This is a genomic window from Paenibacillus sp. FSL W8-0426 (genome assembly GCF_037969725.1).
Lineage (GTDB): Bacteria > Bacillota > Bacilli > Paenibacillales > Paenibacillaceae > Paenibacillus > Paenibacillus hubeiensis.
On record NZ_CP150203.1, the window covers coordinates 5,800,145 to 5,823,623 of the forward strand.

The 23,479-nt window shown below is 41.2% G+C and carries 24 protein-coding genes and 3 pseudogenes; 10 read left to right on the forward strand and 17 right to left on the reverse strand.

Annotated elements, in window-relative coordinates:
- Positions 1 to 567: 567 nt before the first annotated feature.
- Positions 568 to 1,043, reverse strand: a pseudogene (locus MKY59_RS26190) (dihydrofolate reductase family protein).
- A gap of 997 nt (positions 1,044 to 2,040) precedes the next feature.
- A complete protein-coding gene (locus tag MKY59_RS26195; RefSeq protein WP_236414742.1) occupies positions 2,041 to 3,024 on the reverse strand; it encodes a LacI family DNA-binding transcriptional regulator in 984 nt (327 codons plus the stop codon).
- Between the two features lie 85 nt (positions 3,025 to 3,109).
- On the opposite strand from MKY59_RS26195, the gene MKY59_RS26200 reads away from it, so the two are divergent.
- Positions 3,110 to 3,937: an HAD-IIB family hydrolase gene (locus MKY59_RS26200; RefSeq protein ID WP_339274557.1), complete on the forward strand. Its 828-nt coding sequence runs from the start codon at positions 3,110 to 3,112 to the stop codon at positions 3,935 to 3,937.
- A gap of 153 nt (positions 3,938 to 4,090) precedes the next feature.
- Here the strand turns inward: MKY59_RS26200 and MKY59_RS26205 are convergent.
- A pseudogene (locus MKY59_RS26205) lies at positions 4,091 to 4,651 on the reverse strand (response regulator transcription factor); the annotation flags it as partial.
- A gap of 177 nt (positions 4,652 to 4,828) precedes the next feature.
- Here MKY59_RS26205 and MKY59_RS26210 point away from each other — a divergent pair.
- Positions 4,829 to 5,224 (forward strand): VOC family protein, encoded by a 396-nt coding sequence (locus MKY59_RS26210; protein ID WP_339274559.1) that lies wholly within the window; start codon positions 4,829 to 4,831, stop codon positions 5,222 to 5,224.
- Positions 5,225 to 5,259: 35 nt separating this feature from the next.
- Here the strand turns inward: MKY59_RS26210 and MKY59_RS26215 are convergent, their stop codons facing one another.
- Both MKY59_RS26215 and MKY59_RS26220 read right to left on the reverse strand, forming a co-directional pair.
- Entirely contained in the window at positions 5,260 to 5,448 is a 189-nt protein-coding gene (locus MKY59_RS26215; RefSeq protein WP_236414746.1) for a hypothetical protein, read from the reverse strand.
- A 187-nt stretch (positions 5,449 to 5,635) separates the two neighbouring features.
- Entirely contained in the window at positions 5,636 to 6,340 is a 705-nt protein-coding gene (locus MKY59_RS26220) for a MerR family DNA-binding transcriptional regulator (RefSeq protein ID WP_236414747.1), read from the reverse strand.
- Between the two features lie 168 nt (positions 6,341 to 6,508).
- On the opposite strand from MKY59_RS26220, the gene MKY59_RS26225 reads away from it, so the two are divergent.
- Positions 6,509 to 7,243: a VOC family protein gene (locus MKY59_RS26225; protein ID WP_339274561.1), complete on the forward strand. Its 735-nt coding sequence runs from the start codon at positions 6,509 to 6,511 to the stop codon at positions 7,241 to 7,243.
- Positions 7,244 to 7,494: 251 nt separating this feature from the next.
- Here MKY59_RS26225 and MKY59_RS26230 read toward each other — a convergent pair whose 3' ends face one another.
- Entirely contained in the window at positions 7,495 to 8,649 is a 1,155-nt protein-coding gene (locus tag MKY59_RS26230; protein ID WP_236414750.1) for a stalk domain-containing protein, read from the reverse strand.
- Between the two features lie 245 nt (positions 8,650 to 8,894).
- Here MKY59_RS26230 and MKY59_RS26235 point away from each other — a divergent pair, with 245 nt between their 5' ends.
- Positions 8,895 to 9,365 (forward strand): hypothetical protein, encoded by a 471-nt coding sequence (locus tag MKY59_RS26235; protein ID WP_339274563.1) that lies wholly within the window; start codon positions 8,895 to 8,897, stop codon positions 9,363 to 9,365.
- A gap of 359 nt (positions 9,366 to 9,724) precedes the next feature.
- Here the strand turns inward: MKY59_RS26235 and ssuE are convergent, their stop codons facing one another.
- Positions 9,725 to 10,270 (reverse strand): NADPH-dependent FMN reductase, encoded by a 546-nt coding sequence (ssuE, locus tag MKY59_RS26240; RefSeq protein WP_236414753.1) that lies wholly within the window; start codon positions 10,268 to 10,270, stop codon positions 9,725 to 9,727.
- On the reverse strand, positions 10,263 to 11,534 hold the full coding sequence (locus MKY59_RS26245) for an acyl-CoA dehydrogenase family protein (RefSeq protein WP_339274565.1): 1,272 nt from the start codon (positions 11,532 to 11,534) through the stop codon (positions 10,263 to 10,265). Before MKY59_RS26245 ends, ssuE begins: the two co-directional genes overlap by 8 nt.
- Positions 11,535 to 11,677: 143 nt before the next feature.
- On the opposite strand from MKY59_RS26245, the gene MKY59_RS26250 reads away from it, so the two are divergent.
- Positions 11,678 to 12,235, forward strand: a complete 558-nt coding sequence (locus tag MKY59_RS26250) for a TetR/AcrR family transcriptional regulator C-terminal domain-containing protein (protein ID WP_236414755.1) — start codon at positions 11,678 to 11,680, stop codon at positions 12,233 to 12,235.
- A gap of 121 nt (positions 12,236 to 12,356) precedes the next feature.
- Here the strand turns inward: MKY59_RS26250 and MKY59_RS26255 are convergent, their stop codons facing one another.
- Positions 12,357 to 12,911 carry a dihydrofolate reductase family protein gene (locus MKY59_RS26255; protein WP_339274567.1) on the reverse strand — a complete coding sequence of 185 codons (555 nt, stop codon included), beginning with the start codon at positions 12,909 to 12,911 and terminating at the stop codon, positions 12,357 to 12,359.
- Positions 12,912 to 13,184: 273 nt separating this feature from the next.
- Here MKY59_RS26255 and MKY59_RS26260 point away from each other — a divergent pair, with 273 nt between their 5' ends.
- From MKY59_RS26260 to MKY59_RS26270, 3 genes and pseudogenes are all read left to right on the forward strand, one after another.
- On the forward strand, positions 13,185 to 13,430 hold the full coding sequence (locus MKY59_RS26260) for a helix-turn-helix transcriptional regulator (protein ID WP_236414757.1): 246 nt from the start codon (positions 13,185 to 13,187) through the stop codon (positions 13,428 to 13,430).
- Positions 13,420 to 13,770 carry a DUF2178 domain-containing protein gene (locus MKY59_RS26265; protein WP_339274568.1) on the forward strand — a complete coding sequence of 117 codons (351 nt, stop codon included), beginning with the start codon at positions 13,420 to 13,422 and terminating at the stop codon, positions 13,768 to 13,770. Before MKY59_RS26260 ends, MKY59_RS26265 begins: the two co-directional genes overlap by 11 nt.
- Before the next feature lie 30 nt (positions 13,771 to 13,800).
- A pseudogene (locus tag MKY59_RS26270) lies at positions 13,801 to 13,881 on the forward strand (oxidoreductase); the annotation flags it as partial.
- A gap of 85 nt (positions 13,882 to 13,966) precedes the next feature.
- Here MKY59_RS26270 and MKY59_RS26275 read toward each other — a convergent pair.
- Together MKY59_RS26275 and MKY59_RS26280 are read right to left on the reverse strand one after the other, a co-directional pair.
- Positions 13,967 to 14,209, reverse strand: coding sequence for a hypothetical protein (locus MKY59_RS26275; RefSeq protein WP_236414759.1), 243 nt, complete (start codon positions 14,207 to 14,209; stop codon positions 13,967 to 13,969).
- Between the two features lie 83 nt (positions 14,210 to 14,292).
- On the reverse strand, positions 14,293 to 14,727 hold the full coding sequence (locus MKY59_RS26280; RefSeq protein ID WP_339274571.1) for a hypothetical protein: 435 nt from the start codon (positions 14,725 to 14,727) through the stop codon (positions 14,293 to 14,295).
- Between the two features lie 318 nt (positions 14,728 to 15,045).
- Here MKY59_RS26280 and MKY59_RS26285 point away from each other — a divergent pair, with 318 nt between their 5' ends.
- The gene (locus MKY59_RS26285; protein ID WP_339274573.1) at positions 15,046 to 16,254 is read left to right on the forward strand and encodes an IS110 family transposase; all 1,209 of its coding nucleotides are present in this window, start codon (positions 15,046 to 15,048) and stop codon (positions 16,252 to 16,254) included.
- Positions 16,255 to 16,460: 206 nt separating this feature from the next.
- Here MKY59_RS26285 and MKY59_RS26290 read toward each other — a convergent pair whose 3' ends face one another.
- From MKY59_RS26290 to MKY59_RS26310, 5 genes are all read right to left on the reverse strand, one after another.
- Positions 16,461 to 16,982: an SAM-dependent methyltransferase gene (locus MKY59_RS26290; protein ID WP_339274575.1), complete on the reverse strand. Its 522-nt coding sequence runs from the start codon at positions 16,980 to 16,982 to the stop codon at positions 16,461 to 16,463.
- A 356-nt stretch (positions 16,983 to 17,338) separates the two neighbouring features.
- A complete protein-coding gene (locus MKY59_RS26295) occupies positions 17,339 to 17,770 on the reverse strand; it encodes an SMI1/KNR4 family protein (RefSeq protein WP_339274577.1) in 432 nt (143 codons plus the stop codon).
- A 181-nt stretch (positions 17,771 to 17,951) separates the two neighbouring features.
- Positions 17,952 to 18,494 carry a hypothetical protein gene (locus MKY59_RS26300; protein ID WP_339274579.1) on the reverse strand — a complete coding sequence of 181 codons (543 nt, stop codon included), beginning with the start codon at positions 18,492 to 18,494 and terminating at the stop codon, positions 17,952 to 17,954.
- 117 nt (positions 18,495 to 18,611) lie between these two features.
- The gene (locus tag MKY59_RS26305; RefSeq protein ID WP_339274580.1) at positions 18,612 to 19,109 is read right to left on the reverse strand and encodes a hypothetical protein; all 498 of its coding nucleotides are present in this window, start codon (positions 19,107 to 19,109) and stop codon (positions 18,612 to 18,614) included.
- 136 nt (positions 19,110 to 19,245) lie between these two features.
- A complete protein-coding gene (locus MKY59_RS26310; RefSeq protein WP_339274582.1) occupies positions 19,246 to 20,709 on the reverse strand; it encodes a stalk domain-containing protein in 1,464 nt (487 codons plus the stop codon).
- Positions 20,710 to 20,946: 237 nt separating this feature from the next.
- Here MKY59_RS26310 and MKY59_RS26315 point away from each other — a divergent pair, with 237 nt between their 5' ends.
- The gene (locus MKY59_RS26315) at positions 20,947 to 21,303 is read left to right on the forward strand and encodes a hypothetical protein (RefSeq protein WP_339274584.1); all 357 of its coding nucleotides are present in this window, start codon (positions 20,947 to 20,949) and stop codon (positions 21,301 to 21,303) included.
- 268 nt (positions 21,304 to 21,571) lie between these two features.
- Here MKY59_RS26315 and MKY59_RS26320 read toward each other — a convergent pair whose 3' ends face one another.
- Complete coding sequence (locus MKY59_RS26320) at positions 21,572 to 23,251, reverse strand: carbohydrate-binding protein (RefSeq protein WP_339278483.1); 1,680 nt, start codon at positions 23,249 to 23,251, stop codon at positions 21,572 to 21,574.
- Between the last annotated feature and the right edge of the window lie 228 nt (positions 23,252 to 23,479).

The following is a 23,479-nucleotide window of genomic DNA, read 5'->3' on the forward strand; positions in this document are numbered from 1 at the left end:
CTGCCATAAAAATAAAGAATAGCGGCCAGTATCCTATAGATGCTATACCTCCTAAAAGTATATATAGTAAGGAACATAGGAAAAACTTTGATTCTTTATTATATTTAAAGAGAATGGCATATAAGGCGATCCCCAATATACAACTAACGTAGACGTATAATGTGATCATTCCAAGTTGAAATTTGATGTATTCACTATGAATGGGGACGAAAAGGAAATAAATCAGTATACCTACCAATAAAGAACTGCCAGCCCCCCTTAAGTATCTAACAAACAAAATTAGGCCCCCTTTCTTTAAATAACTATTTTTCCACCCTCCAATGTCGTACTCGAACATATATTGTTTGAATATTACTCACCTGCCTGAAGGTCTTTTATCGAGATTAAACAGGCGTATTTTCTTCCCCATATTCCCCTGCTTTTTAAAAACAGTACGGTTATATCCTAACACATTTTGGAAGCATCCTGCCCGTATGTTGAACAAAAGCAGCCGATCATTTTGATCAACTGCTTTCTTTTTAAGTCATCGTTTCCCGTTAGCGTACCAGCTTAAGTGACAAGGTCATTTTACCGTCTGTAAACGAGACCTATGGCTCCAGAATCAAAGGTCTTGTTTTCGATTAGCTTAAGATTGATCTTCTCCTTGAGGCCTTGGAATAACGGTACTCCCTTACCGATCAGGACTGGAGAAACCGTAATATTTTACTCATCAATCAAATCAAGTTGCATAAGGTGGTGTGCAAATCTAGGACTGCCGAGGATGGCCCATATCCTTGCCTGGCTGCTGTTTGAGGTTATTGATCTCTTCCTTGACTCCTTCTTTCACGAGTCTGGAATTATTCCATTCGACTTTCTCCAGCGTCGTGGAAAAAATGATTTGGCTGTCTTTTCGATCCACTCGGCATGATTCCGTTCATGCTGCGAAGCTGAGGGGTTCGAAGGCACAGATTGCCAGTAACTGTGCATCATCTGATAAGTCCCACGCCCCCCAAATGACAATGTCGCTCCAAATCAGCATCGTAGGAAACCCAGCCAATGTCCATTTCACCATTCGGCCCTTCTACAAAACCGTCAAGCGATAAGTGAATGTTTTTGCCAGATTCCCTACATTCACCAGGCGTTATCCCATATTCGCGTTTAAACGCACGTATGTAGGTTTGCTCATGTTCATAACCGCATTCGATGGCAATGTCTAGAACCCGCTTCTCAGTTTGCATCAAATCTTCTAAGCTGAAGGCTAGCTTTCGAGAGCGGATATAGCTTTGCAGCGGTACGCCAAAAGCGAACTTGAAAAGTCGACGTAAGTGAACCGTGGAGATTGGAAGATCGTTCAGATATTCTGTCTCGCTCGTACCAGTAATATTTTCTTCGATTCGGGACAGGAGCTCAGAAAGAATTTTGTATGGTTGTATAGCCTATGTCACTCTCCTAATATGTTTTTGTTCCTTAGAATTTATAATGGACCTTATTTGCTACTAGTAAAATAATACCAAAGATGGGAATTATATTCATTTTTTTGAATACTGACGATGAAGATCCGATTATCTACATTGTCAATCTTTTCGACGGGCGACATGGAGAACAGCGCCCCAGTGACGGGAAACCGACTTTTCTGGACGACTTTTCTGGACGACTTTTCTGGACGACTTTTAAGACGAACTCGGATTTCGTTGAACAGTTTGTCGCGTTTCCATTCTTCCATACAGCCCGCTTTTCTCAATCTCATCGTTTTGAATTTCACGGAAGAAGGGTCTCCACCGTCTGGAAATACGTGATCTGCGTTCCAAAATGCGAGGTATCCGCCGGGACGAAGGACCTGCAATGTCTTAATGTATTGTTCAAATGACTCACGCAACTTCATTTGAGATAAACTTGGACACCAGCTTAAGCATCTCCGGTTCTCGCATCCCTTTACTCCTTTAGCGTAAAGAACCACTGAATATCTTTCTTATTTAGAAATGCTCCGTTTTGTCTAGAGATTCAAGTACCACAACGAGGATTTCACTACCCTTTTTTTCTTTGTCTTTCACTTCACTTATTTTAAGTAGAATTACGTATAATCAGCGAAGTTTTGTAGGTTTTCGCTATAGGAGCAGATCGCATCCCCTTCAATCTCCGGGTAAGACATGCTGTAACATCCCTGGCCATTTCGGGAACACAATTGGTTAATGTGGTCAGTTCCGGATTAGTCATCAATCCCACAGGATGATTATCAAATCCGATGACGGACATTTCTTGAGGCACGGATATCCCCTTTTGCTTTGCTGCTTTCAATAAACCTGTAGCTACAAAGTCACTACCTGTTATCATTCCATCCGGCAATTGATCAGAAGTAAATAATTGTTCTCCCAAGGCATAACCATCTTCCATAGTCACCAGACCCATATAACATTGTGATTTCGTACACGCAAGGCCGAATTGTTGGTGAGCCCGTTGAAACCCGTTCCATCTTTTCTCTTGCAATAGTGTCAGATGATCCATACAGAAGAATAGATGACGGCGCCCCTTGGACAGCAAATAGGCTGTCGCTTGAAAGACCGCATCTTCTTCATCCAATCGAAAGACATCGAGAAACTCTCCGTCCATCGCTTCGTTGCATATGATTCCAATGTAAGAACCTATATATTCTTTAATTTCTCTCTCCGAGAAATGGGAATGAGCAATAACAACGGCATCCATTTCTCGACGTAACAATCGGGCATACACATCACGTTCATACTCGGGGGATGATTCAGTCTGATAGATGACAAGTTGATACCCCATCGAGCCTAAAGATCGACTTAATGCACTAACAAGCTGACTGAAATAGGGATGCTCCACATCCGGGACAAGCACACCGATATGATTGCTGGCCTGTAGACGCAACTGAACCCCCTGCGTATTGCGGACATATCCCAGCTCCGTAATGGCTCTCTGTACTTTTTGCCTGCTTTCAACAGATACATGAGGATGGTCGTTTAACACACGTGATACCGTCGACTTGGAGAGACCGCTTATACGTGAAATATCCATTATGGTAGGCAAAATTAACACCTCATCTAAAGTATTGACCTGGGAACGTTCCCTGCAATTATGATATCGTTAACAAACTGTAGGAGGAGTCACACTTATGGAAGTCATCTATACCCCCGCTGTAACCGAATATCTGATATTGTTTGATTTTGACGAAACGTATTACCCGCATGAATGTTTGCCTGAACAACTCAACATGGTGTACGAACTGGAAAAATACCTCCAGCAGCTTGCCAGAAATCATCAAGTAAAGATAGCTTGGGTCACCGGAAGCAGTGTTCAGCAAATTCAAGCAAAAATGAAAATAGCCGGTATGACACAGCTCCCCCATTTTATAGCGAGCAATCTGGGCACAGAGATGTGGGAAGTCGAGCCTGACGGACAACTGGTCACTGTTCCTTCATGGGCAAAGATTATACAGGCATCCGGATTCTCTCGAAGAGATGTAGAAGATTTAATTAGCGAATTAAAATCAACATTTAACATTGTCCTTCACGAACAGACTCAATTTGGTCAATCTGGATATAAAATGAACTACTATTATTATCCGGTATCGGCATCCAGAACCCAATATGATATAAGTATCATCAGGCACCTGGCTGCAAATTACGGGATCGGAATTAATATTAATATTTGCAATCCCAAGGCGGGTGATCCGGAGAACGCATATGATGTCGATTTTATCCCCGCAGGAACTGGAAAGAAAGCGGCTGTGCAATTCCTGATGGATTATAGTCAGGTACTCCTCTCCAAAACATTGGCCTTCGGTGACAGTGGAAATGACATCGAGATGCTTCGGATGGTTGCCCATGGATATCTTCTCCAGAATGCAACGGCAGAGGCAAAGTCATGCCACAACAACATTGCCCCTTTTCCTTACGCCGAGGGAATTTTGCATGTATGCAGAAATTTCTTTGGGGAGTAATTCATATTATGGCGTTTGCTCAGCTATTGTACAATATACAAATACCGCCGCTTTCCTTTAGGGAGAAGGGCGGTATTTACATATTGACGGTTGGAAATCCAGTTAGCCTGTATCCATGGCCTTTAAAAATTGAAATGGATACATAACTTGAGGTTATTCCAGAAGCCCAGCCTCCCTGGCTTTCAGCACCGCTTCCTCACGGTTGCGGACTCCCAGTTTCAAATAAGCCGATGACGCATAGTTTCGAACCGTACCATCGGATAAATACAATTCGGAAGCAATGCTTTTATATCGCAGCCCTTTGGACACGAATTGTAAAATTTCAAGTTCCCGCGGTGATAAATCATAGGCCGAGGAGACTTTGATTGACGAATGGTCATCGCCGCTATTGTCCGCTTCCAGTTGGGCAAATAATTTGTGTGACATGCCCTGATCGATCAGCGTGCCACCGCGATGGACGGTGCGAATCGTTTCAGCCAGCTCTAACGGCTGCATGGACTTCAATAGGTATCCATCCACCCCGCTTCGCATTGCCTCCATAGCCTGTTTGGTATCCTCGAACGTGGTGAAAATCAGAATCCGGATGTTGGGCCACGATTCTTTTATCGGACGGGATGTTCGGCATTTCAACATCCATAGCACCAGTTGCGGCCTAACTTGCCTGCACAGCTCGATCGCTTGCTCGCCATCCTCAGCCGTCCCGACAATACTGAGCCTGAATGATTTTATAAATAATTAAAGGGAAAAATGCCAAATGTGGTCTGGCTGCAAAGAAGGCACGTCGATAGAAGGTTTTTAACAAGAAATTTTTTTTGACTGTGTCGATTTCAGTGATACGCATTCGTCGTATGAATGTAAGACAAAAAACAGATGAAAGGTTGTTGAACAATCATGGGAGCACAAATGAACGCTTATCTGATGTCGGGGGATGCAAGAAGCCAGGCAAATTACTATATCGAGGCACTCGGTGGGGAAATCCAGTTTGTCAGTACATACGGGGATGCGCCCGGCGCGCCCGAGGCAATGAAGGATAAAGTGATGCACTTGGCGATCACGGTGGCGGGAACGAATTCGTTGATGCTGTCCGACGTGTTTGAGCCGGTATCGTATAACCGGAGTGTCAGTCTCTCATTAACGTATAATGATGAGGCTGAAGCGAGAGCGGCCTATGCCAAGCTAAGCGAAGGCGGAGAAAGCAAGTATCCTTTTGCCCTTCAGCCATGGGGTGCTTATTATGGAGAGATTATTGATCAATTCGGAGTTACGTGGATGATCACTAAAATGTAGTTGTAGGAATCAACCCTTTGAGAATTTGATGATGATCATTTCCGGAAGGCAGTCGACATTAGGATCGGCTGTCTTTTTCGTTCGGAAACTTCTAAATCATACATGTTCCTTTTTGTCATTAAACTAACCTGCCCGTTTTCCGCTCCCCCATCTCCATATTCTTCAGCAGTATCAATCAGAGTAAGCCCATTTCTAATACCATAACGCAGCTTACGATACTGCATTGAAACAAAACCTCCCGCAAAATAATAGGCACATCATGTGTTGATCTACCGTTAATAACTTAAAACAACCAATCACAGTAAGCGGCTACGTTTTTATGTAATCGTTCAAATAGGTTAATCCAACCTTACTGCTAATTTTGTATTACCTGTTTGCTCCATCTAACCTTAGAATACAAGTATTTCCTTACTACTTTTCTTCTTTATTTGAGATTACATTAAGAAGATTATTTAAAGAACCTATACCATGTACCTGCTCAAGCAACGCTTTATCAATGTATTGAAGAGACTCATGAGCAATTTGCTTAATTTGAGCAATGCTATTATTATCAATCCCCGATAATACCTCACGAACAATATCCAATGAGTAAGCTACTCTTTGAACCGTTCGAATAATAAATACCTTGCGAATATCAGATGGACTGTATATACGGAATCCACTATCTTTGTCTCGCTCAGGTCTGATTAATCCTTCCTTCTCCCAATGCCGAATTGCAGAAGTAGACACATTCGCTTCTTTAGCTAACTCTCCGATTGTAAACGAATCTTTATAACTGTACTTGGGGAGATCTGTCATTTCTTTCAAATCAAGCATATCGACAGTTCTTTGTGCGACTTCCCTTTCTGCATGAAGGTTAACTTGAGCTTTATTAATCAGCCATAAAGCATTAAGTATATCCCCATTTATGATGAGTGGCATAACCTCTCGGACCAAATTCATTCCAAAACCTGCGTACATTGCACGTATGCACTCAAAATAAGCCTCATGTTCCTTTGTATAATTGCGATACCCGTTGGCCGCTCTTTCGACCTTTGGAATAAGTCCCCAAGCTTCATAATGCCTTAATGCGCTGGTACTTATCTTCAATTTCCTTGCTATCTCGATCCCTTTCATCTCGCTTCCCCTTTTATCCTTTACTTAGTCGTTAAACCAGATGACGGCTTTTTCTCTCTTATCATTATAAAAAAGGGATATAATAAATAAAACATTAGCATTTGCATGAGTGTTTTATGATAAGAGAGTAATTATGTTAATCAGCCACTTTTCGAGGAGGTTGTACTCTTGTCAACAAAACAATCCGGTACCGCGATCCCCATTTTGCCCAGCAGATCTATAGACGAACAACTGGATTTTTACCAAGCATTAGGTTTCGAAGTGACGTACCGTCAAGCCAAACCCAACCTGTACGCTTGCGTCCGTCACAGAATCGTAGAACTACATTTCTTTGTACTCAAGCAACTGAATCCGGAAAATTCTTACAGCATGTGCTACGTACACGTTCCAGATGTGGATGCCGTATACAAGGAATTTAGTGAGAATTTAAAAAATGTGTACAGAAAAATCCCCACTAAGGGATTTCCTAAAATTTCAAAACCAAATGACCTGTTGGAAGATCGCAGATTTAATCTCATCGATCCTGCTGGTAACCGTCTGTTAATTGGAACTAAGCATACCGAGAATAGACAAATCGTAAAAGGGACCTCCAAATTTGAAGTCGCCTACGAAGCTGCCTACCGAATGATGTATGCCAAAGATGAGCCAGTTGGTGCAGCAAAAGTACTAGATGTAGTGCTTTCAAAAGCTCAAGATGCATCTTCATTACTTCATTTTAGAGCGTACGTATTACGTGCAGATATCGCAGTTGCTATGGAGGAATGGTCAATTGTGAATCACTTTGTCCAGAAAACGGATCAGATTTCATTATCTGACTCAGAACTTATTGAAAAAGTCACAGAAGAAGAATTTATTAGGCTAAGAGAAATTAAAAAAATGCTTGAAATGCAAGGGGAATATTAAAGTTCAACCAGCGTTCAATCACTTACGAAACTTATAAAGAATTTCATACGTAAGAGTATTCGCGGAATCATTGAACTAACCTGCCCGTTCGTTGAACAAAAGCAGCCGATCATTGATCAGCTGCTTTCTTGATATTATTGAGCAATCGTTTCCCGTTAGTTTAATGACGGTCTACATATTTTACTCTTGTTTTGAGGCATGGTAACTGAGTCCTTATCTACAAATATTATTTTGTAACTCCATTATGCTGCTTAATTTTTGAAAATCACGACCATATGCTTGCTCCCCATATATTCAACGGAAGTATTTAACTGCTCCGCCACAAAACGAACAGGAACGAACGCACTGCCGTTCTTCAGAAGTAAAGGAGCATCTTGCATCACCGTTTGCTGGTTTACTTTTACCTGCCTGTTCCCTACAACCCAACGAATCGTTTTACCATCCTTCTGAATCGTTACCTCTTTGGTGCTCTGCTTCCAATTCACGGCTGCCCCAAGCTTCTCGGAGATGAAACGGATCGGCACATAGGTACGTCCTGTCTGAATAAATGGCGCTGCGGTAATACGATAAGCACTTTCTCCAACATAAGCAGTCGTGCTGCCGATCACCAAGCGCTGTGTCTTACGCTGACCGCCAGGCAACTCATTTCCTGCCATTTTCACAAATAATTTATATGTTTTCGATCCCTTGCTTAAATCTAAATAGTTATTTTGCAGTGCAAGTGGTTCAATGAATGCACCCGTATCATAATACGGTAAAAAACCACGTTGTTGGAGCGGCTCTAAATCCCAGACTCGATTATTTTTCAAATAGAGGTAAGACAATCTTTGAAGATTTCTCAACGGCTCCAAATCATAGATCTGGTTAGATGATAAATCCAGAGAAAGTAAGTTAGTTAATTTAGATAAAGGAGCAAGATCTTTGATGTTATTATTCGCAGCATCGAGTCTCCAAAGATTAACCAATCCTGCTAGCGGCTTTAGATCTGTGATCTTGTTAGAACTTATGGACAACGTATTCAGATTAACTAGTCCCGCTAGCGCTGAAAGATCATTGAATTGGTTCCTAGATACCGATAAATCTGTCAACTTCGTTAACTTCCTGAGGGGCTTAATATCCTCAATTTGATTGTCACTCAAATCCAAAGTCGTCATATTGACTGCATACTCCAAACCCTGCAAACTCTTAATTCCTTTACCCGATAAATTAACGTCGGTCAGTGACTCTAAATCCTCTTTTGTCAGTGATTCATCGTCGTTTTTATTCAATAATGACTTAATCGCTTGTTCTAGGTTGATATCCTCAAAAGCTAAAGGCTGTTGGTTAAACGCCTCCATGTAAGCCTGTCTTGGTAAGCCAAAACATAGGACAAAAATAATTAATAATCCAGCAAGGTATTTCTTCATTCTGACCATTCCTCTCCAATCACTGTATAAACTAGCCAATGTTGCTTGAATTAAGACGCAGTTTGCAAAGAAAAGTTGTATTGAAGAGTAATGTAAGTATTCTGCTCGTTAGTTGAACAGCCCATCAAAGTTGATTCTTTCGGAGACCAATTGTCCTGCAACGCCAAATAGGCCCTTACCACTTTTTAGTGAATATAATGTTTTAAAGTAGGAAATAATTGTTGGTATAGAAAGGCGGGGATAATATGTTTAAGAAAATATATTTAATAGCCTTTGCAGTGACTATTATTTCAGGAGTGTCATTAATTCCCAATTCAAAAGCAGACACCTATCCAGAAATGGAAACCGTAAATAAGACAGATAAAAATCCTGTTAACACGAATTTTTCAACAAATAATGTGAAATCCGAAGAATCAGTAAAAAACGTAGAATCCGTAGAATCAAAAATCGCAAAAGGGTATTATAGTCAATTCTATACACCTCATGGCATGTTCGTGCGAGCAGATGAACAAAGTATCTTTAAGGAATCAGAGATAGCAAGAACTATAGATGAAATCGGGCCTAATACGAATCAACTAATTTTTGAAGGCGAGTTTTTTTTAAAAGTAGATGAAGCAGAATTTTCTAAAAATTATCCCAATTCGTTGCTCTTAGGTAAAACCTTAAATGATGAAAACCCGACTGATACTGATGTTCCATCAAGTTCATCAAAATAGTAATTTCATTTCATAAAGAAGGAGCCATTGTTTTCGACAACGGCTTCTGATTTTTTTATTTTGGAATTAGCGTGACTCCAGTGAATGTTTCGACTCCCGGCCGCTGTTGTCCCCAGATATTCACGGTAGAAATCCGGTGGCAAAGGCGGACGCTATCGCTCCTACAGTTCCAAACTTCTCCTCCGTCTCTCTTCCCTTATAAGATAGTTTTAAGTTCAATCTATATAGATTGATAAGCTCCGTTTCATTCACGTCCCTATCCTACGTTAACCTGCCCTTTAGTTGAACAAAAGCAGCCGATCACATTGATCAGCTGCTTTCTTGATATTATTGAGCTATTGTTTCCCTTTATCTTATCCTCAGATGCGTTTGGTGTAGGCAATCAAATCCAATATTGAGGCATCCATACGCTGCTGGATTTCGTGATCTAATTGGAATTGAATGTCTTGGTTAGGAACTTCAATACGTTCGATCTGACTGTCGATGGCAAATACATTTTCCGCAAAAGATTTAGTTCCCATCGAGGCTAAAAGGGGCTTCAACGCATAATCGATGGAAAGCAAGTTCGAAAGGGTACCTCCTACAAAATAGGCAGCTGCGATTTTATCTTTAAAGGCTTTTTGCGGCAATAAATCAACGTAAGCTTTAAGGATGCCTGTATAGGTTGTTTTATACACCGGGCTTGCAATAATGATTCCTGTCGCTTCTTCCACTTTGGCATGTGCGCTTAATATGGGCTTGCTGTTGAAATTGGCGTGCATCAAATCAGCCGGAGGCAAGGAGTACACATCGATGATCGCTACTTCGCAGCCTTGCTGCTCCAATTTCAGTTTGGCATATTGAACAACGCCGTTTACCCGAGATCTATTGTTGGGGCTTCCAGAAATGATCGCTATTTTACTCATTGTCTGCTTTAGCTCCAGTAGTTGATCCTAGAGACGATGCGTAAGCTAATGTCATCCCATGCTGTGGCGGTAAGCCCATTAGTACTCTTCCGTATAGCTCAAGCCCGGTAGATGCCGTAGTCAGCGCATGATTAGAGCCGCCTCTAATGTCACGGAAGATTTGAGACAAGCGATTGGAATCGGCAATGACACTCCCTCCGCTCTCCGCCATTAGCATATCTACGGCTTCCCAGCATAACATCGCTGCATAGGTCATATCCGTCTGAAGCTGAGCCACTTCCTTTAGGCTGAATCCTTCTGCATTTTGCACATGACGCTCCAGATGATCAATGGCTCGACTGATATGAAGATGAGCGGATTCGACTTTCATGGCGGCAAGCCCTACTTTATACTGAATATGGCCCACTTCCGCCTGAGAATGATGGATGGTCATCGTTATTCCTCGATGAGGCGCTTTTTCAACAAAATACTCGACAGCCCCTCTGGCCAGTCCGAGAATCGCACTGATCCCGGTCGTAATACTTGTAATAAGCTGTACATAAGGTTTGTATTTGTCACGCCCTTTTAATTCAACAGGCAAAGAACTCATTTGTTTCGTGTCCTGGCTGACGACATATTTCTCTGGAATAAAGACATTTTTGATTTCCAGACTATTACTTGCCGACCCTTTTAAACTCATCGTGTACCAGTCATCTACAATGGTAACTTCACTCATCGGAACGACGGCCAACATCATCCCCAAATTTTTGCTTTCCTGCATGGACTTTGCGTCATTCAAATTTAACAAAGCATGGGTTGCATGCTTGGAACCTGAACCGAATCCCCAAAAGCCCTCCTCTACCAAATAGCCCCCGTCTACTTTTTTCACTACAGCTTTGCGTGCTCCCAAGACGGAACAAAAACGTACTTCCTCTTGCTGACCAAAGAGAGAATCCAATGCTTCGGAAGATAAAGACAATGAAGCCGTATAGTTGTTGCCGTTAATGATTTGAACGACCCAGCCAACAGAGCCGTTCCCCTTGGCCACCTCGGAAATAATTTCAACCATGGCACGGATACTTACCTCATGACCTCCGTACTCTTTCGGTGTGCCAAGCTTAAACAAACCCGCATCCGAAACTTTCTGAATAACCTCTTCAGGAATATGTCTTTCTTCATCAATCATCGTTCCGAATTTTTGAAGATAGGGAACTAACGCTGTAGCGTTGTTTAGTAATTGACGTTCAAGTGTGGTGAGCTGATGGTCGCTGCTTAAGTTAGCCATTCGTATATCGCTCCTTGTTTTCGAATTATACAGGTGTATATTTAAAACGTGTTTGTAGAATAAATAATATGATGTATAATAGGCCTCATCAACCGATAAAAACGCCAATATGTCGAAAAACGATACACAGAGAGGAATCTGTCATGGTAAATAAAACAACGGAAGACCTTAGAGTCAGAAGAACCCATAAGCTCCTGTACAATGCTCTATTTGATCTCATGGGCAAACACTCATTTGAACATATAACGGTGAAGCAAATTTGTGATTTGGCGATGGTGCACCGGACTACGTTCTATACGCATTTTCAGGATAAATTTGATTTACTTTCACGTGCCGTGCAGCAAATTGCCGAGGAAGAATTCAAGAACTTTGCCGAGGTATCCCTTTCTCCGTTCGATAATTTTCGGGAATTGTTTTCCGTTGCAGCGAAACATAAAACATTATTTTCACAGCTTTTATTTGAGGAAAGAGATTCCTTAAGGAATTTGTTGCGGAGGGATATGGGGGCAGGTATGAAGAAATACTTGGTTGAGCATCACTCCATTGAAGTAGATTCCATAGAAATACAAATTAAACTGGAGGCCTACATCGGAGCTGTTCTTGGTGTGTTAAATTGGTGGATGGAGAACAACATGTCTATTGATGAAGAGGAATTATACAAAAAGATGAATATCTTTTCAGAATGGACTTTCGCAGAATAGTCTCTCATTGCACCAAAAAACCGATCACGATGGAACCGACGGACAAGCCAGTCCCTAACGTTGAACGAAGAACCCTTCAAAACCACCATTAACGTGGGTTTGAAGGGTTCTTGTGCTTCGCTTATTTCTCATCTAAATGGTAGATGACTTGCACGACACCGGAAGCAAACGTTCTTGTATCCACCGTTTTCAAGTTTATTCTCTGTTTCATATCCATAAATAGCGGTTTTCCTTCTCCTAATATGACAGGGTGAATGGATAATCTAAATTCGTCAACTAACCCCAAATGAATAAACGTAGTCATCAGATTGGCTCCGCCATACAACCAAATATCTTTACCTGGTTTATTCTTTAATTTAATAACTTCTTCAACCATATTATTATTAATGTAGGTGGCTTTATGATCCGTCTCATTTTTAGTTCTGGAAAACACATATTTCTCTTTCGTATGAACCAGATCCCAAAACTCTTTCTCAGCATCGGTAGATTCATTTTCTGGAGTAAATTGTCCCCATAAATCATAGCTTTTTCTTCCGTAGAAAATCGTGTCAATTTGACTCAGAAAGTGATTAAACTCCATATCAGGATCCATGATGCACCAATCCACTTCCCCATTTTTCCCTTCAATGAAACCATCTAACGTAACGGCTAAATCTAAAATTACTCTTCGGCTCATCACTTGCATCTCCTTTCATTCATCTACGTTCAGTATAGATCTGAATTACGACAAATCACGTCGTAGTTAAGAAGCAAGTTTCTTTTCAATTTGGTTAGCAGGGTTACAAATTAATCCGTTGAATCAACGGAATCCTGAATGACGTCAGCTTCTTTCAGCATTCCGGTTCTTTTCAAATCAAAGTAATCTAAGTGAATATAAATAAATTATATACCTTTGTATAAGTTTACTTTACTTTTATAAAAATTTAATTTATAATCGATCCATGAGGTGATGGTCGTGAAGAAAGATTTTGGTGATTCGATATCAAACAAGGTTTACGAATATCGTGTACTTGCCAGAATGTCTCAGCAAGAATTAGCAGAGAAAGTCGGGGTTTCCAAACAAACCATCTTCGTCATGGAAAAGGGAAATTATGTTCCAACTTTGCTGTTAGCTTTTCGAATTGCCGATTTTTTTAATGTCGATGTAAACGATATTTTTACTTATGTGAAAGGAAATGATCAAAATGATAACTAAGTTCTTCTCAGATGTCCATAATGCTATTTTTTCCCCTTTAAAGTCCTGGGCTGAACAATCTACGGCAAATTGGAATATTCTCATTGGAGTTGGTTTTTTACTGGTTATGGGGAGCGCAATTTTAGTGTATGTATTGTATAAGAAAACCGGGCAAGACGACGAACGGACCAATAAAATCTTTTTGAAAAGCAGTTCCTACATGCTGTTGGCCATTATTCTATGTGACATCATTTTTCCTAAAGACGATATGTGGACCATCTTCTTCTTGTTCAAATATACGCTGGCATTTCTAGCCGGTGGAATTTACATGGCCGTCCAATATAAAAGGGATTTTTCATAAGGAAAGATCGAGAAGCGAGATTGGGGTGCAGTAGGGCTCGTTATTACTGGTTGTACTCGTGTTTTACCTAATGGGCATGGATTTACGAATGAATTTGCTCGATACAACGATGAATTGTTCCAAGTTTACACCAAAGCAGCTGATCACTATGATCGGCTGCTCTCTTGGTTATATTGAGTTTACGTTTCCCGTTAGTTCAATGTCGTGGCGCATAAATACGGTCAGTATCCGTATCAATTACAACATTTGGCCTGACATCTATTTCTTCTGAAGAAGGTAGACGCTCAAATTGAAACATCCTACAAAAAATATCTGCAAATTCACTTATGTTTGTACAACAGGTTTTGGCTATTTCATATTTCTTTCTTAATTCCGAAATTGAACATGTTTTGCCGATGATAAGTACATTTTCAAAATAACCATCAATTTCAACGATCAAGTTCATCACCGCCAGTTGCTATCCAGCCTGTAAGCTCAAAAGTATTGATACATAAAGATTAATAACGGCACCTCTTAGTTAAACTAAAGTTTCCCGATAGTTGAATCTAGAATCTTTAGATTGCCACTTCTTCCATAACTCGACTCAATTTCTTTAGACAATACTTTTGTTTGTTCCCCTAGATATTTCAAGGCGTTAGTATAAACTGTTGTATCGTCGCCTAGCCGAGCCATAACGGTTACACTTACAACATTTCGAACATCAACATCATTACTTAAAGCCATTTGTTCAATAAACCCAAAAATTATAACAAGTAAATTTTCCTCACTTTTGGTTAATTTATAGTTAATTTGGAGTCGGTTGATTAAATATGGATTCAGTATATTGCCAAATGCAACGTGAGGCGGAATCTCCCCCTCTTCTTTCCATAGTTCATTTAGCTCTTTTATGTATAGCGTATTTAATACCGGCAATAGCCTACGCATTTCGTGAACAACGTTTTTATAATTCAACGTCATCTCTTTCCTCCTTTAGCAAGGTTAATCCCTCTTAACTCTTCGACTTATTTGTTAAACTAACCTGCCCATTCGTATTATGAGGTCAACCAGTTCTTTCTGGTTGATCCTTTTTTCATTAGCTTTGAGAATGAAGGTAGCCGGGTCGAACGTACCTGCCCGTGGGACTTGATCCCGAGCGCTATATTGTTCACCCCTACTTGTCATGACCATGTTTGAGGCTGGTTGGGACATAGATCCCGTATAACAAGCGATGCTATGGAGCGACAAGAGGAAATCACAGGGGCTGCCGGTAAATCTAAATTAGGAAGGTGCATTTTAATGAATCCAGTGATTGGCCTGGATATTTCTAAAGGTGAAAGCTATGGGCAAGCCTTTTTAAAGCGAGGCAAACCGTACAGAGGGACGTTTCAATTTGAACATACCCAAGAAGGTCTGACGAAGTTACTTCAAGCTATTCAGGATCTTGAACATGCTGCTGGACTACGTCCTACACTACTTCTTGAGGCGACTGGGCATTACCAGAGTCCTGTTGTTCAGTTCTTAGAGGAGCATCATTATTTGTACATTGTCATTAATCCGCTTATCTCAAATCGGCTTAGAAAGTCCAGCCTTCGTAAGGTAAAAACGGATGCCGCTGATGCCTATTTGCTAGGAGAGTTGTACTATAAAGAAGAATTTGAGCCCTTTAAAAAAAGAGGTGTTCAACTGCTTAATTTGCGTTATCTAACAAGACAATATGAGTCTCTTTCAAAGATGTGTGTACAAAATAAACTGCAGTTTCAAGCTGTTCTTGATCAAGTTTTCCCTACGTACAAAAGTGTTTTTGGAGATATCTATTCTCATATTTCACTTCGATTTCTAAGTGAATTTCCAACTTCATATTTGGTACTACAATCGGACGAAGGAATGCTTAAATCCAAATTCAAAGAGCTGCTTTCCTCAAGACGAGGACGATCAGAGAATTGGATCTGTGTGCGAGTTAAGCGTCTACTTCTTGCGGCAAAACAAAATCCTTTTCAGCAGAATATGTACTCTAGTCACTTGGTTAACCTGAGAGTTTTGATTTCGCTCATCCTTCAGTACCAAGAACATCTATCTCAATTGGAAAAGAACATAGATGCTCTCGCTGAAGAAATTCAAGAATATGATTTAATCCAGTCGATTCCCGGTATAGGTCCTAAAATTGCGGCAACAATTTTATCGGAAATTGGAGAAGTCGACCGATTTGATCATCCAAAGAAACTAGTAGCCTTTGCGGGCATTGACCCGAGTGTATTCGCATCTGGAAAGTTTACGGCAACACGCAATCGAATTACCAAACGTGGTTCACGACAACTTCGTTATGCTCTAGTTATGGCCGTCCAGTGTGGACTCATCCGCTCTCGAAATCTGCGACTTAAAGATTTTTATGATCGCAAAAGAGCCGAAGGAAAGCCACATAAAGTAGCTTTAATCGCATGCGCAAATAAGCTGGTTCATTGGCTTTATGTCATCCTGAAAAGTAAAAAAACTTTCCGCGCTGTCTAAGCACTCATATTGGTATAACCTTCCAAAACAAAGAAATTGGAGGGTTATTTGTCATGCTTAATTTTACTATACCACATGACTTAAGGTTCATTTTGCTGGTAATCTTGACAAGCTATTAGCTGGTATAGTCGAACAAAAGCAGCCGACCATGTTGAGATCGGCTACCTTAATTGTTTTTATCAAGCTATCGTTTTCCGTTAATTTAATCACTTGGCAGGCTTCTCAGCATCAATAATCAATGAGACAAAGCCTAATTTACCATTAATATTTCTATGATCAGAACGTTTGGAACGGAAAATTAAACCTTTGTTTTTGTCCCACTCCTTGTAACGAAATTTACCTTCTTCATCACAATATTCGAGTAAACGCACATTGAATCCAGCAGCTTTAAACATGATAGTTAAAGTCTCATAATTGTATACAATCTTATGAGAAGCAGCTGGATGGTCAACTGGTCCTGGTCCTCCAATTTGCACTTCATTTTGATATTCTTCATTGGGAAAATAACCATCTGGAACCGCGCAACGCACATAACCACCGGGTTTTAAAAATTCAAAGCATATTTTTGCTGCTTTTACACCTTCGTCAAAATCTAAGTGTTCCCAAACATGTTCTGCTAAGATTGATGTTATCGTATTAGGTGTAAAACGATCTGCCCATTGATTTCTTTGTAGTAAACTCAACTCTGATTTCTGAGTTTGTATCCACTCAGGATTGTTATTATACATTCCAGCGCCAATAACTACTCTGATATCCTCTTTTATACCATGCCACTCCTTTACATATTTATATAAAGTTTAGCATACATATTCTGGATATAAATGGATTTAAATCACTTCCGGATGGAACGATGTGATCTCTATCAAAAACTCCTTGTTCAAACAGAGTACTTCCGAGCGAATCACGTCATACATCCCCTTAGAAAAGCTTTCAAGCTCCAACTGTGAAATTGCAGAATCATTGTGCTAACCTCCCGTTAGACGAATGAAAGTAGCCAATCACAATGATCGGCTTTTTATGTTATTGAGCTATCATTTCCCGTTAGCGTAACAACGAATTATACATCATTTATGCGGCACATAAGCTAAATTTTTATGATCCCATTTAACCACCATTCTACGTACTTAGTTACTGAAGGCGCGACCCACATTCGGCTATCATTTTCATGATTCCATACAAACACATCATCTCTGCAAACTCTATTTTGGGATACTGGAAAGGCAAACAAATCACCAATACCACTCTCTGCAAAGAAGACTAGATTTTCAAACGGCATATAATACTCTTCTAAAAAACCATCTCTATAATGCTTGTTTTCATTCATAATACGGTCCAATGGCCATATCAGCCCCAGATCATAACTCCCCTTCACCCCATTTGTCTCTAACATGATTTCTTTCAATTCCTGTGGGAGAGTCACATTGAGCAAGCTTTCAACCTTGTCAATCTCGTCTTTTGTTGCAGGAATGCTGAACGTACACTCCTCTGAGATTCCCTGAAAGTAATTTTTCCACATCGAATAGTCCACCTCCCAATATGTCTACTTTGTACTTTTATTGATTAAGAGCAATTTTTTATAATGATCGTTTGCGCTCTTGTTTGTTTGAGAGGTATTCCTGGTATTCCACGTAATCATGGTTTTGCCTTTTGTTCATGCGGGCAGAACCAGAAAGGAAGTCGTTTAGCTCACTTTCCCCCTAACCGTGTGTGTCCACTAAATCGTCAGCCATAAAATCGAAATATCCCGGCGCTCCAATTGAGACGGTCGTAAAATAGAAATACCGCTTTTCGAGCTCCTGATTTTCCTCGCTCATCTCCAGAAAAAGCGGATCTTTCATGATTTCATCGTTCATAATGCCTTCCCGCCAGAAGCTTAGCTGAAGCTCTTGAATTGCAAAAGAAAATCCCGTCCGCGGATCAACATCCCCAACCATTGGATACTCTTTCCTAAGCGTGTAAATCAGATCCTCTGCCTTGGTCTTGAAGACGTCGACGCCTTGAAACAGGCACGGAATGCAGAATTGCCCCAAATAGTGCGGATTCATCAGTTGAATGAACTTTACTCTGCCATTGGAATCGTATTCGAAATGTTCGCGCATAAACAGCATCTCGATATAGCTGGGATTAACGGGGCTGCCACCATCAGATCTCCAATGGTCGAGATTCTGAAAAGTCTGCTCCACCTCTTCCCTGGACATCCCTAGCCGAAAAAGACCGATGCCGATAAGCGGCTTTATCATAATTGCGTCCACCTGCAAACTCCTTTCAATGACAACTTTTATTGTCCTGTATACAGGATCTAGCCATCATCAGCTCTTCTTCCCCTTGCTTGAGTGAATTCATATTTCCCCGTCAGTTCAATGGTTAAATAACTTAAGGATATCCATATTATCTGATACACGAATCATTTTTTCTTTATAATCGCAATGTTCAATGAATTGTGGAAGCTTCTCCAGATTGTATTTTCTATTCCACTCTAATAAGTTCCTGACTCCTTCAAGAGTCTCTCGCTTTTTACTTACTACAACTCCAGTAATGCGTTCTTCATATCGTTTCCATATTCTTGTTTCTTGGACAGACAAAGGGGGCATAAGAATAATAATCTTGTCAGCAGCTGAAAAACTCGGTTCTACCCATGTCCTATATACGCCTTCCACGATCCAACAATCTCGTCTTACAATTCCCTCCAGTTTTTGATCCCGCTTTTCTGCTGAAGCTTTTACTCCATAAAGATCCGCTTTATTGTCCCAAAAAATATCGTCTAAATCGTAATGAGGAATATGGAGATGTTGACTTAATAATTCTGCAATGTATGACTTACCACTTCCCGATCCACCAATAATATGTATTTTCATGGTATTACCCTCCTTGAATTGTATTACCGTAATTATACACCCCCGCATTTAGACGAACCTGTCCGTTAGTTAAACAAAAAAGCCGCAGCTAAGCGGCTTCTAAGAGTGTACACTCTTTTCATTTTGATGTTCTAGATTAGGAATGATTGTACTTCTGCGGGATACTTATATGAATCGTATTACTATCGGGTATCCACTTTACTTCAGCCCCTAATGTTTCAGAAATGAAGCGAATGGGCACCATCGTTACGTCATTGATGACCTTCGGCTTTAGCTCTTCTGGTAGAGACCTCCCGTTTAATCGAATCTCCTCTGACGGAGCATGAATTTCAATGATAATATCGTCTTTCTTAACAACACTAGTGAAGCTGCCTTGATTCCATTTAATTGTAGCCCCAATGTATTCAAACACTCCTCTCAGGGGTACATAGCTGATATTATTTATTATGATCGGTGGAACAACCAAGCTGAGTGTCTCATCATTTAACTGCACGTTGATGGGCGCCTTAACAAACACAGGTACGGATGGCTTACCCAAAGAATCTACCGTCCATTTCACAACAGTTCCGTTCTCAAGTAATGCATACTGCCCCCTGAATTGACTGTTTGCAATGTCCAATGCATTTTTAATTCCCGGTACTTGTACAGCCGTATATGCAGGCTTATCCCAGTAACTGTCCCACATCCATACCGTGCCGTCATCTTTAATTAGGCTAAAAGAAGATCCTGTACCGCCAGCCACCTGCCTGACACCATCCGCATTAACTACTTTGGTTGGATTCAGCAGTTTTCCAGGAGTAGGATACATTTTCGAGTTGTTCCACGTCCATAAAGTACCGTCTTCCGTTAGAGCAGCTGCTCTCTGTTCTAATGTTGCAATCTCTGTAGACTCCATCAACCCACTTATTATTGTCGGCTTCCTTAATTTGTCCGGGTTCGTTTCGTATAACAATGTCCCCCAAACATGTACATTTCCTTTGCTATCAAGAATCATCGCTGATCCATAACCTGCGGCAATCGATATGCCTGAAGGAAGCCCTTCTACCTTAATAGGTTTAAATGAGGGAGTATTAACTCGATCTGTCCTTCCCCATTGCCATACTGTACCGTCTGCTTGTAACGCAAGGCTTTGATCACCTTCGGCAGCAATGGCTTTAATATCCCTCAAACTTTCTATCTGTACAGGATCTAGTACTGTTTCAGCTGATGAAACATCAATTCCCAGCTGCCCGTCCACATTTGATCCAGTTGCCCAAACCGTACCATCTTTTTTTAAGATAAGTGCATGTTTCGTGCCACTGGCGACATCGACTGCACCATCCATCTTCATTCGTACAGGGGACTCAGACGGAACCGTGTAACCATTACCAATTAGACCACTATTACGCATACCACCCCATACCCAAACTGAGCCGTCTTTTTTAACTGCATAAACGGCCCATTCTCCTGCAGCAATCGCAGCAACATCAGATAAATGCTTTTGATTCTGACTAGAGTATTCAGTTGCGTGCAAGACCTTGGGCATGAAGAAAACAGTCATCGATATAAACAAAATTATTAATGTAGATTTTGCACATCTATGTATTCTCCTGTTAGACACGACATCTTCCCCTTTCCGACAATCTGAATTAATGAGTATTTCTTACAAATAACTGATACACTCATTCTGATTGAGTTAACGTTTGAGGATAAAGGTTTGTTACAACAAAAATTAAAGAAATGTTTAGAAAACAGTTCTCTCGCTTGATTCTAAATCAGAAATATCATTAGGCTCTAGTTCGCCATCATTCAATACAACTGGATGTTAAAGGAAACATTTATCCAGCTTGTAGCGTTTATGTTACGTAAACAATATTACTTTAGGAGGAATCAAGATGAAGCGGATCGTTTCTCTATTGTTGATGTTAACACCATTAAAAATCAGGGAAAAGAATTGATTCTCAATTTCTCAGGAAAGGACATCGTTGTGGGAAAGAGCCAGGTTACTCTTCCGCAAGATTGGGTCCAATTGAAAAACGGGGTCTCAAGTATCGATGCATTTGTCCTAGCATATATTTTTGAAGTAGCTGCTGATGACTCGGATCAAGAAAGAGTAAATTTGGAAGAAAAACTTAAATTTTTGGATATCAAAGGAACGACAGGTCTTCCAGGATTCGATAAGTATATGTATGTGTTTGTTGAGTTTAATGATTAATTACAATCGTTTATTTATTCTTACGAGCCTTTTTCGGTTATCACCGGGAGAGGTTTCTTTTTGTCTTAGTCCCTGGACACCCATCTATAGGATACTCGCACGTCAGTTGAATAAAAGCAGCCGCTTGGACAATGCTGCGTTTGCGACTGATGTATGGTATGGCCATTAAAACATCATGAGTAACCCCCGTCGCAGGATACCGGCTAGCGGATCGAATGCAGAACGGGGGTTAGCATATTTATTGTCTTACATAAGCAGAACGGCACATTTATTGCACGGCTGTAACCGTGATATTATCCACATTCGGCCCTTCCGTGCCGGTTGTTACCACTGTAATCGTATTGGTTCCCGCGTTCATGGGAACCTGAATGGTTTTTTCACTCCAAGTCGACCAGCTGCCGGTTGCCGGGAAAGGTTCGTTGCTGATGACTTTGGTCCCGTTGACATAAATGTCGAGATTACGCGTTCCGCTTTCCAGCGCATAGCGAAACTTTACGTTTTTGGTACCTGTTATTACGTTATTGATGGCATTCCATTGAATGGCCGATCCCGTCAATGCGTTGAAGTTCACGTATCCAGACCCTGTGTATCCAGGATAGAGGGTCTCAATGACAGCATCGGTAAGTGTGGTGCCCGTCTCTGCCTCGTATGTGGTTCCACTACCCGGGTTCACGCCGCCGCCGGTGAGATCGGCTACGAACGTGGTTACGCTTTGGGCTGGCAGTTGTGCCGTAAAGGCTCCACCGGACACCGTAATCGGTGCTCCGCTTGCCAGGTTTCGACTGCTGTCCGTAACCCATGAGGATACCGTAGAGGCGTTCCCGTTCTGCAGAACGAATTTTTGGCTTGCAGCCGAGGTACCACGATTAATTGCCACAATGACCACCTTGTTGTCGCCTTTATAGGCCGAAACGAAAGTATTGGTATCCGGATTTTTGGTAGCATCTACTCTGTAGTAGCCTGGCCGTACAAATTTCGAGAAATGGGCCATATTATATCCACGTTTGCTAATGGTCCCGTTCTCATTCATCGGACCGTATTGTCTCCGAATGTACCACCATACATAAGCCTGGAAATCCCCTTCAACCATGGCGTTATGCATATGGTAAGATACGTCCAGTGCCTCAGGCCAGCGGTCCGACGAGTTGTTGTCACTGTTCGGGTAATACACCTCGGTCATCCACAGTTCTTTGCCTGCTCCTTTTTGCTTAAAGAGCGGGTATGCAAAATCTTTGAACTGAGTTCCATAGGTATGTGCTCCCAGAATGTCCATGTTGGCGAGTGCCTGAGGATCATTCAGGATCGGGTCAGACATGTTTTTCAAATACTGGAACGATTCAGGTGCCATGACCTTGGTATTTTGAATGGAACCGGCATTCTCCTTCATGAAACGAAGCATCTCCTGCGGTGTCCACCAGGTCCAGTCATGGGCATAATCCGGCTCATTTTGTACCGAGATGGCATACAGGTCTACGCCATTATTTTTCATATAAGTGACAAAGTCGTTCAGATGCTGCGCGTACGCGGCATATTTGTCGTATTTCAATCGTTTGGCGTTCGGATCCCCATTGTGATTAAAGGTTTCGACCATGTCGCTTGGCGGATTCCAAGGTGAAGCGAATACGAGGGCGCCTTGCTCTATCGCTCTTTTCGCGGTAGCAACCTCTCTGTACCAGTTATTTCTATTTTCGTCGACATAGATTCTTAAAATGGAAAACCCAAGCTGATTTTGTCCGTTACCAAAGGCGGTTTCACGCTGAGCTGCCGTCAAGTCGCCGATCCAGGCCGGATGGTTAATTCCCCCAAAACCCTTGATGAGCTGTTTTTCGGAGGATAAATTAATGTTGGCATCACTTGCTGCTGACACGTGGGTCGGAGTTAACATTAGAGGCAGAGCCGTCAAACAGGCTAACAGAATATGGACGGATCTTTTTAAGTTCAATTTCAACATGTTCACCTTCCTCAAATGGATATACATACGAAAGCGCATTCAATACTATAAACTTGTTCAGTGCCCAATAGAATTGTACGTACCACACCCTCTCGAATTGCAAAAGAATTTGACTTATATTTGTAAATATTACTATATTATTCTCCGCTCCAAAACCTGACAAATTATAGTTCATTCATTTTTTGATCTCAAGCATGTCGGATTTCAATGACAATAAAAAAGATG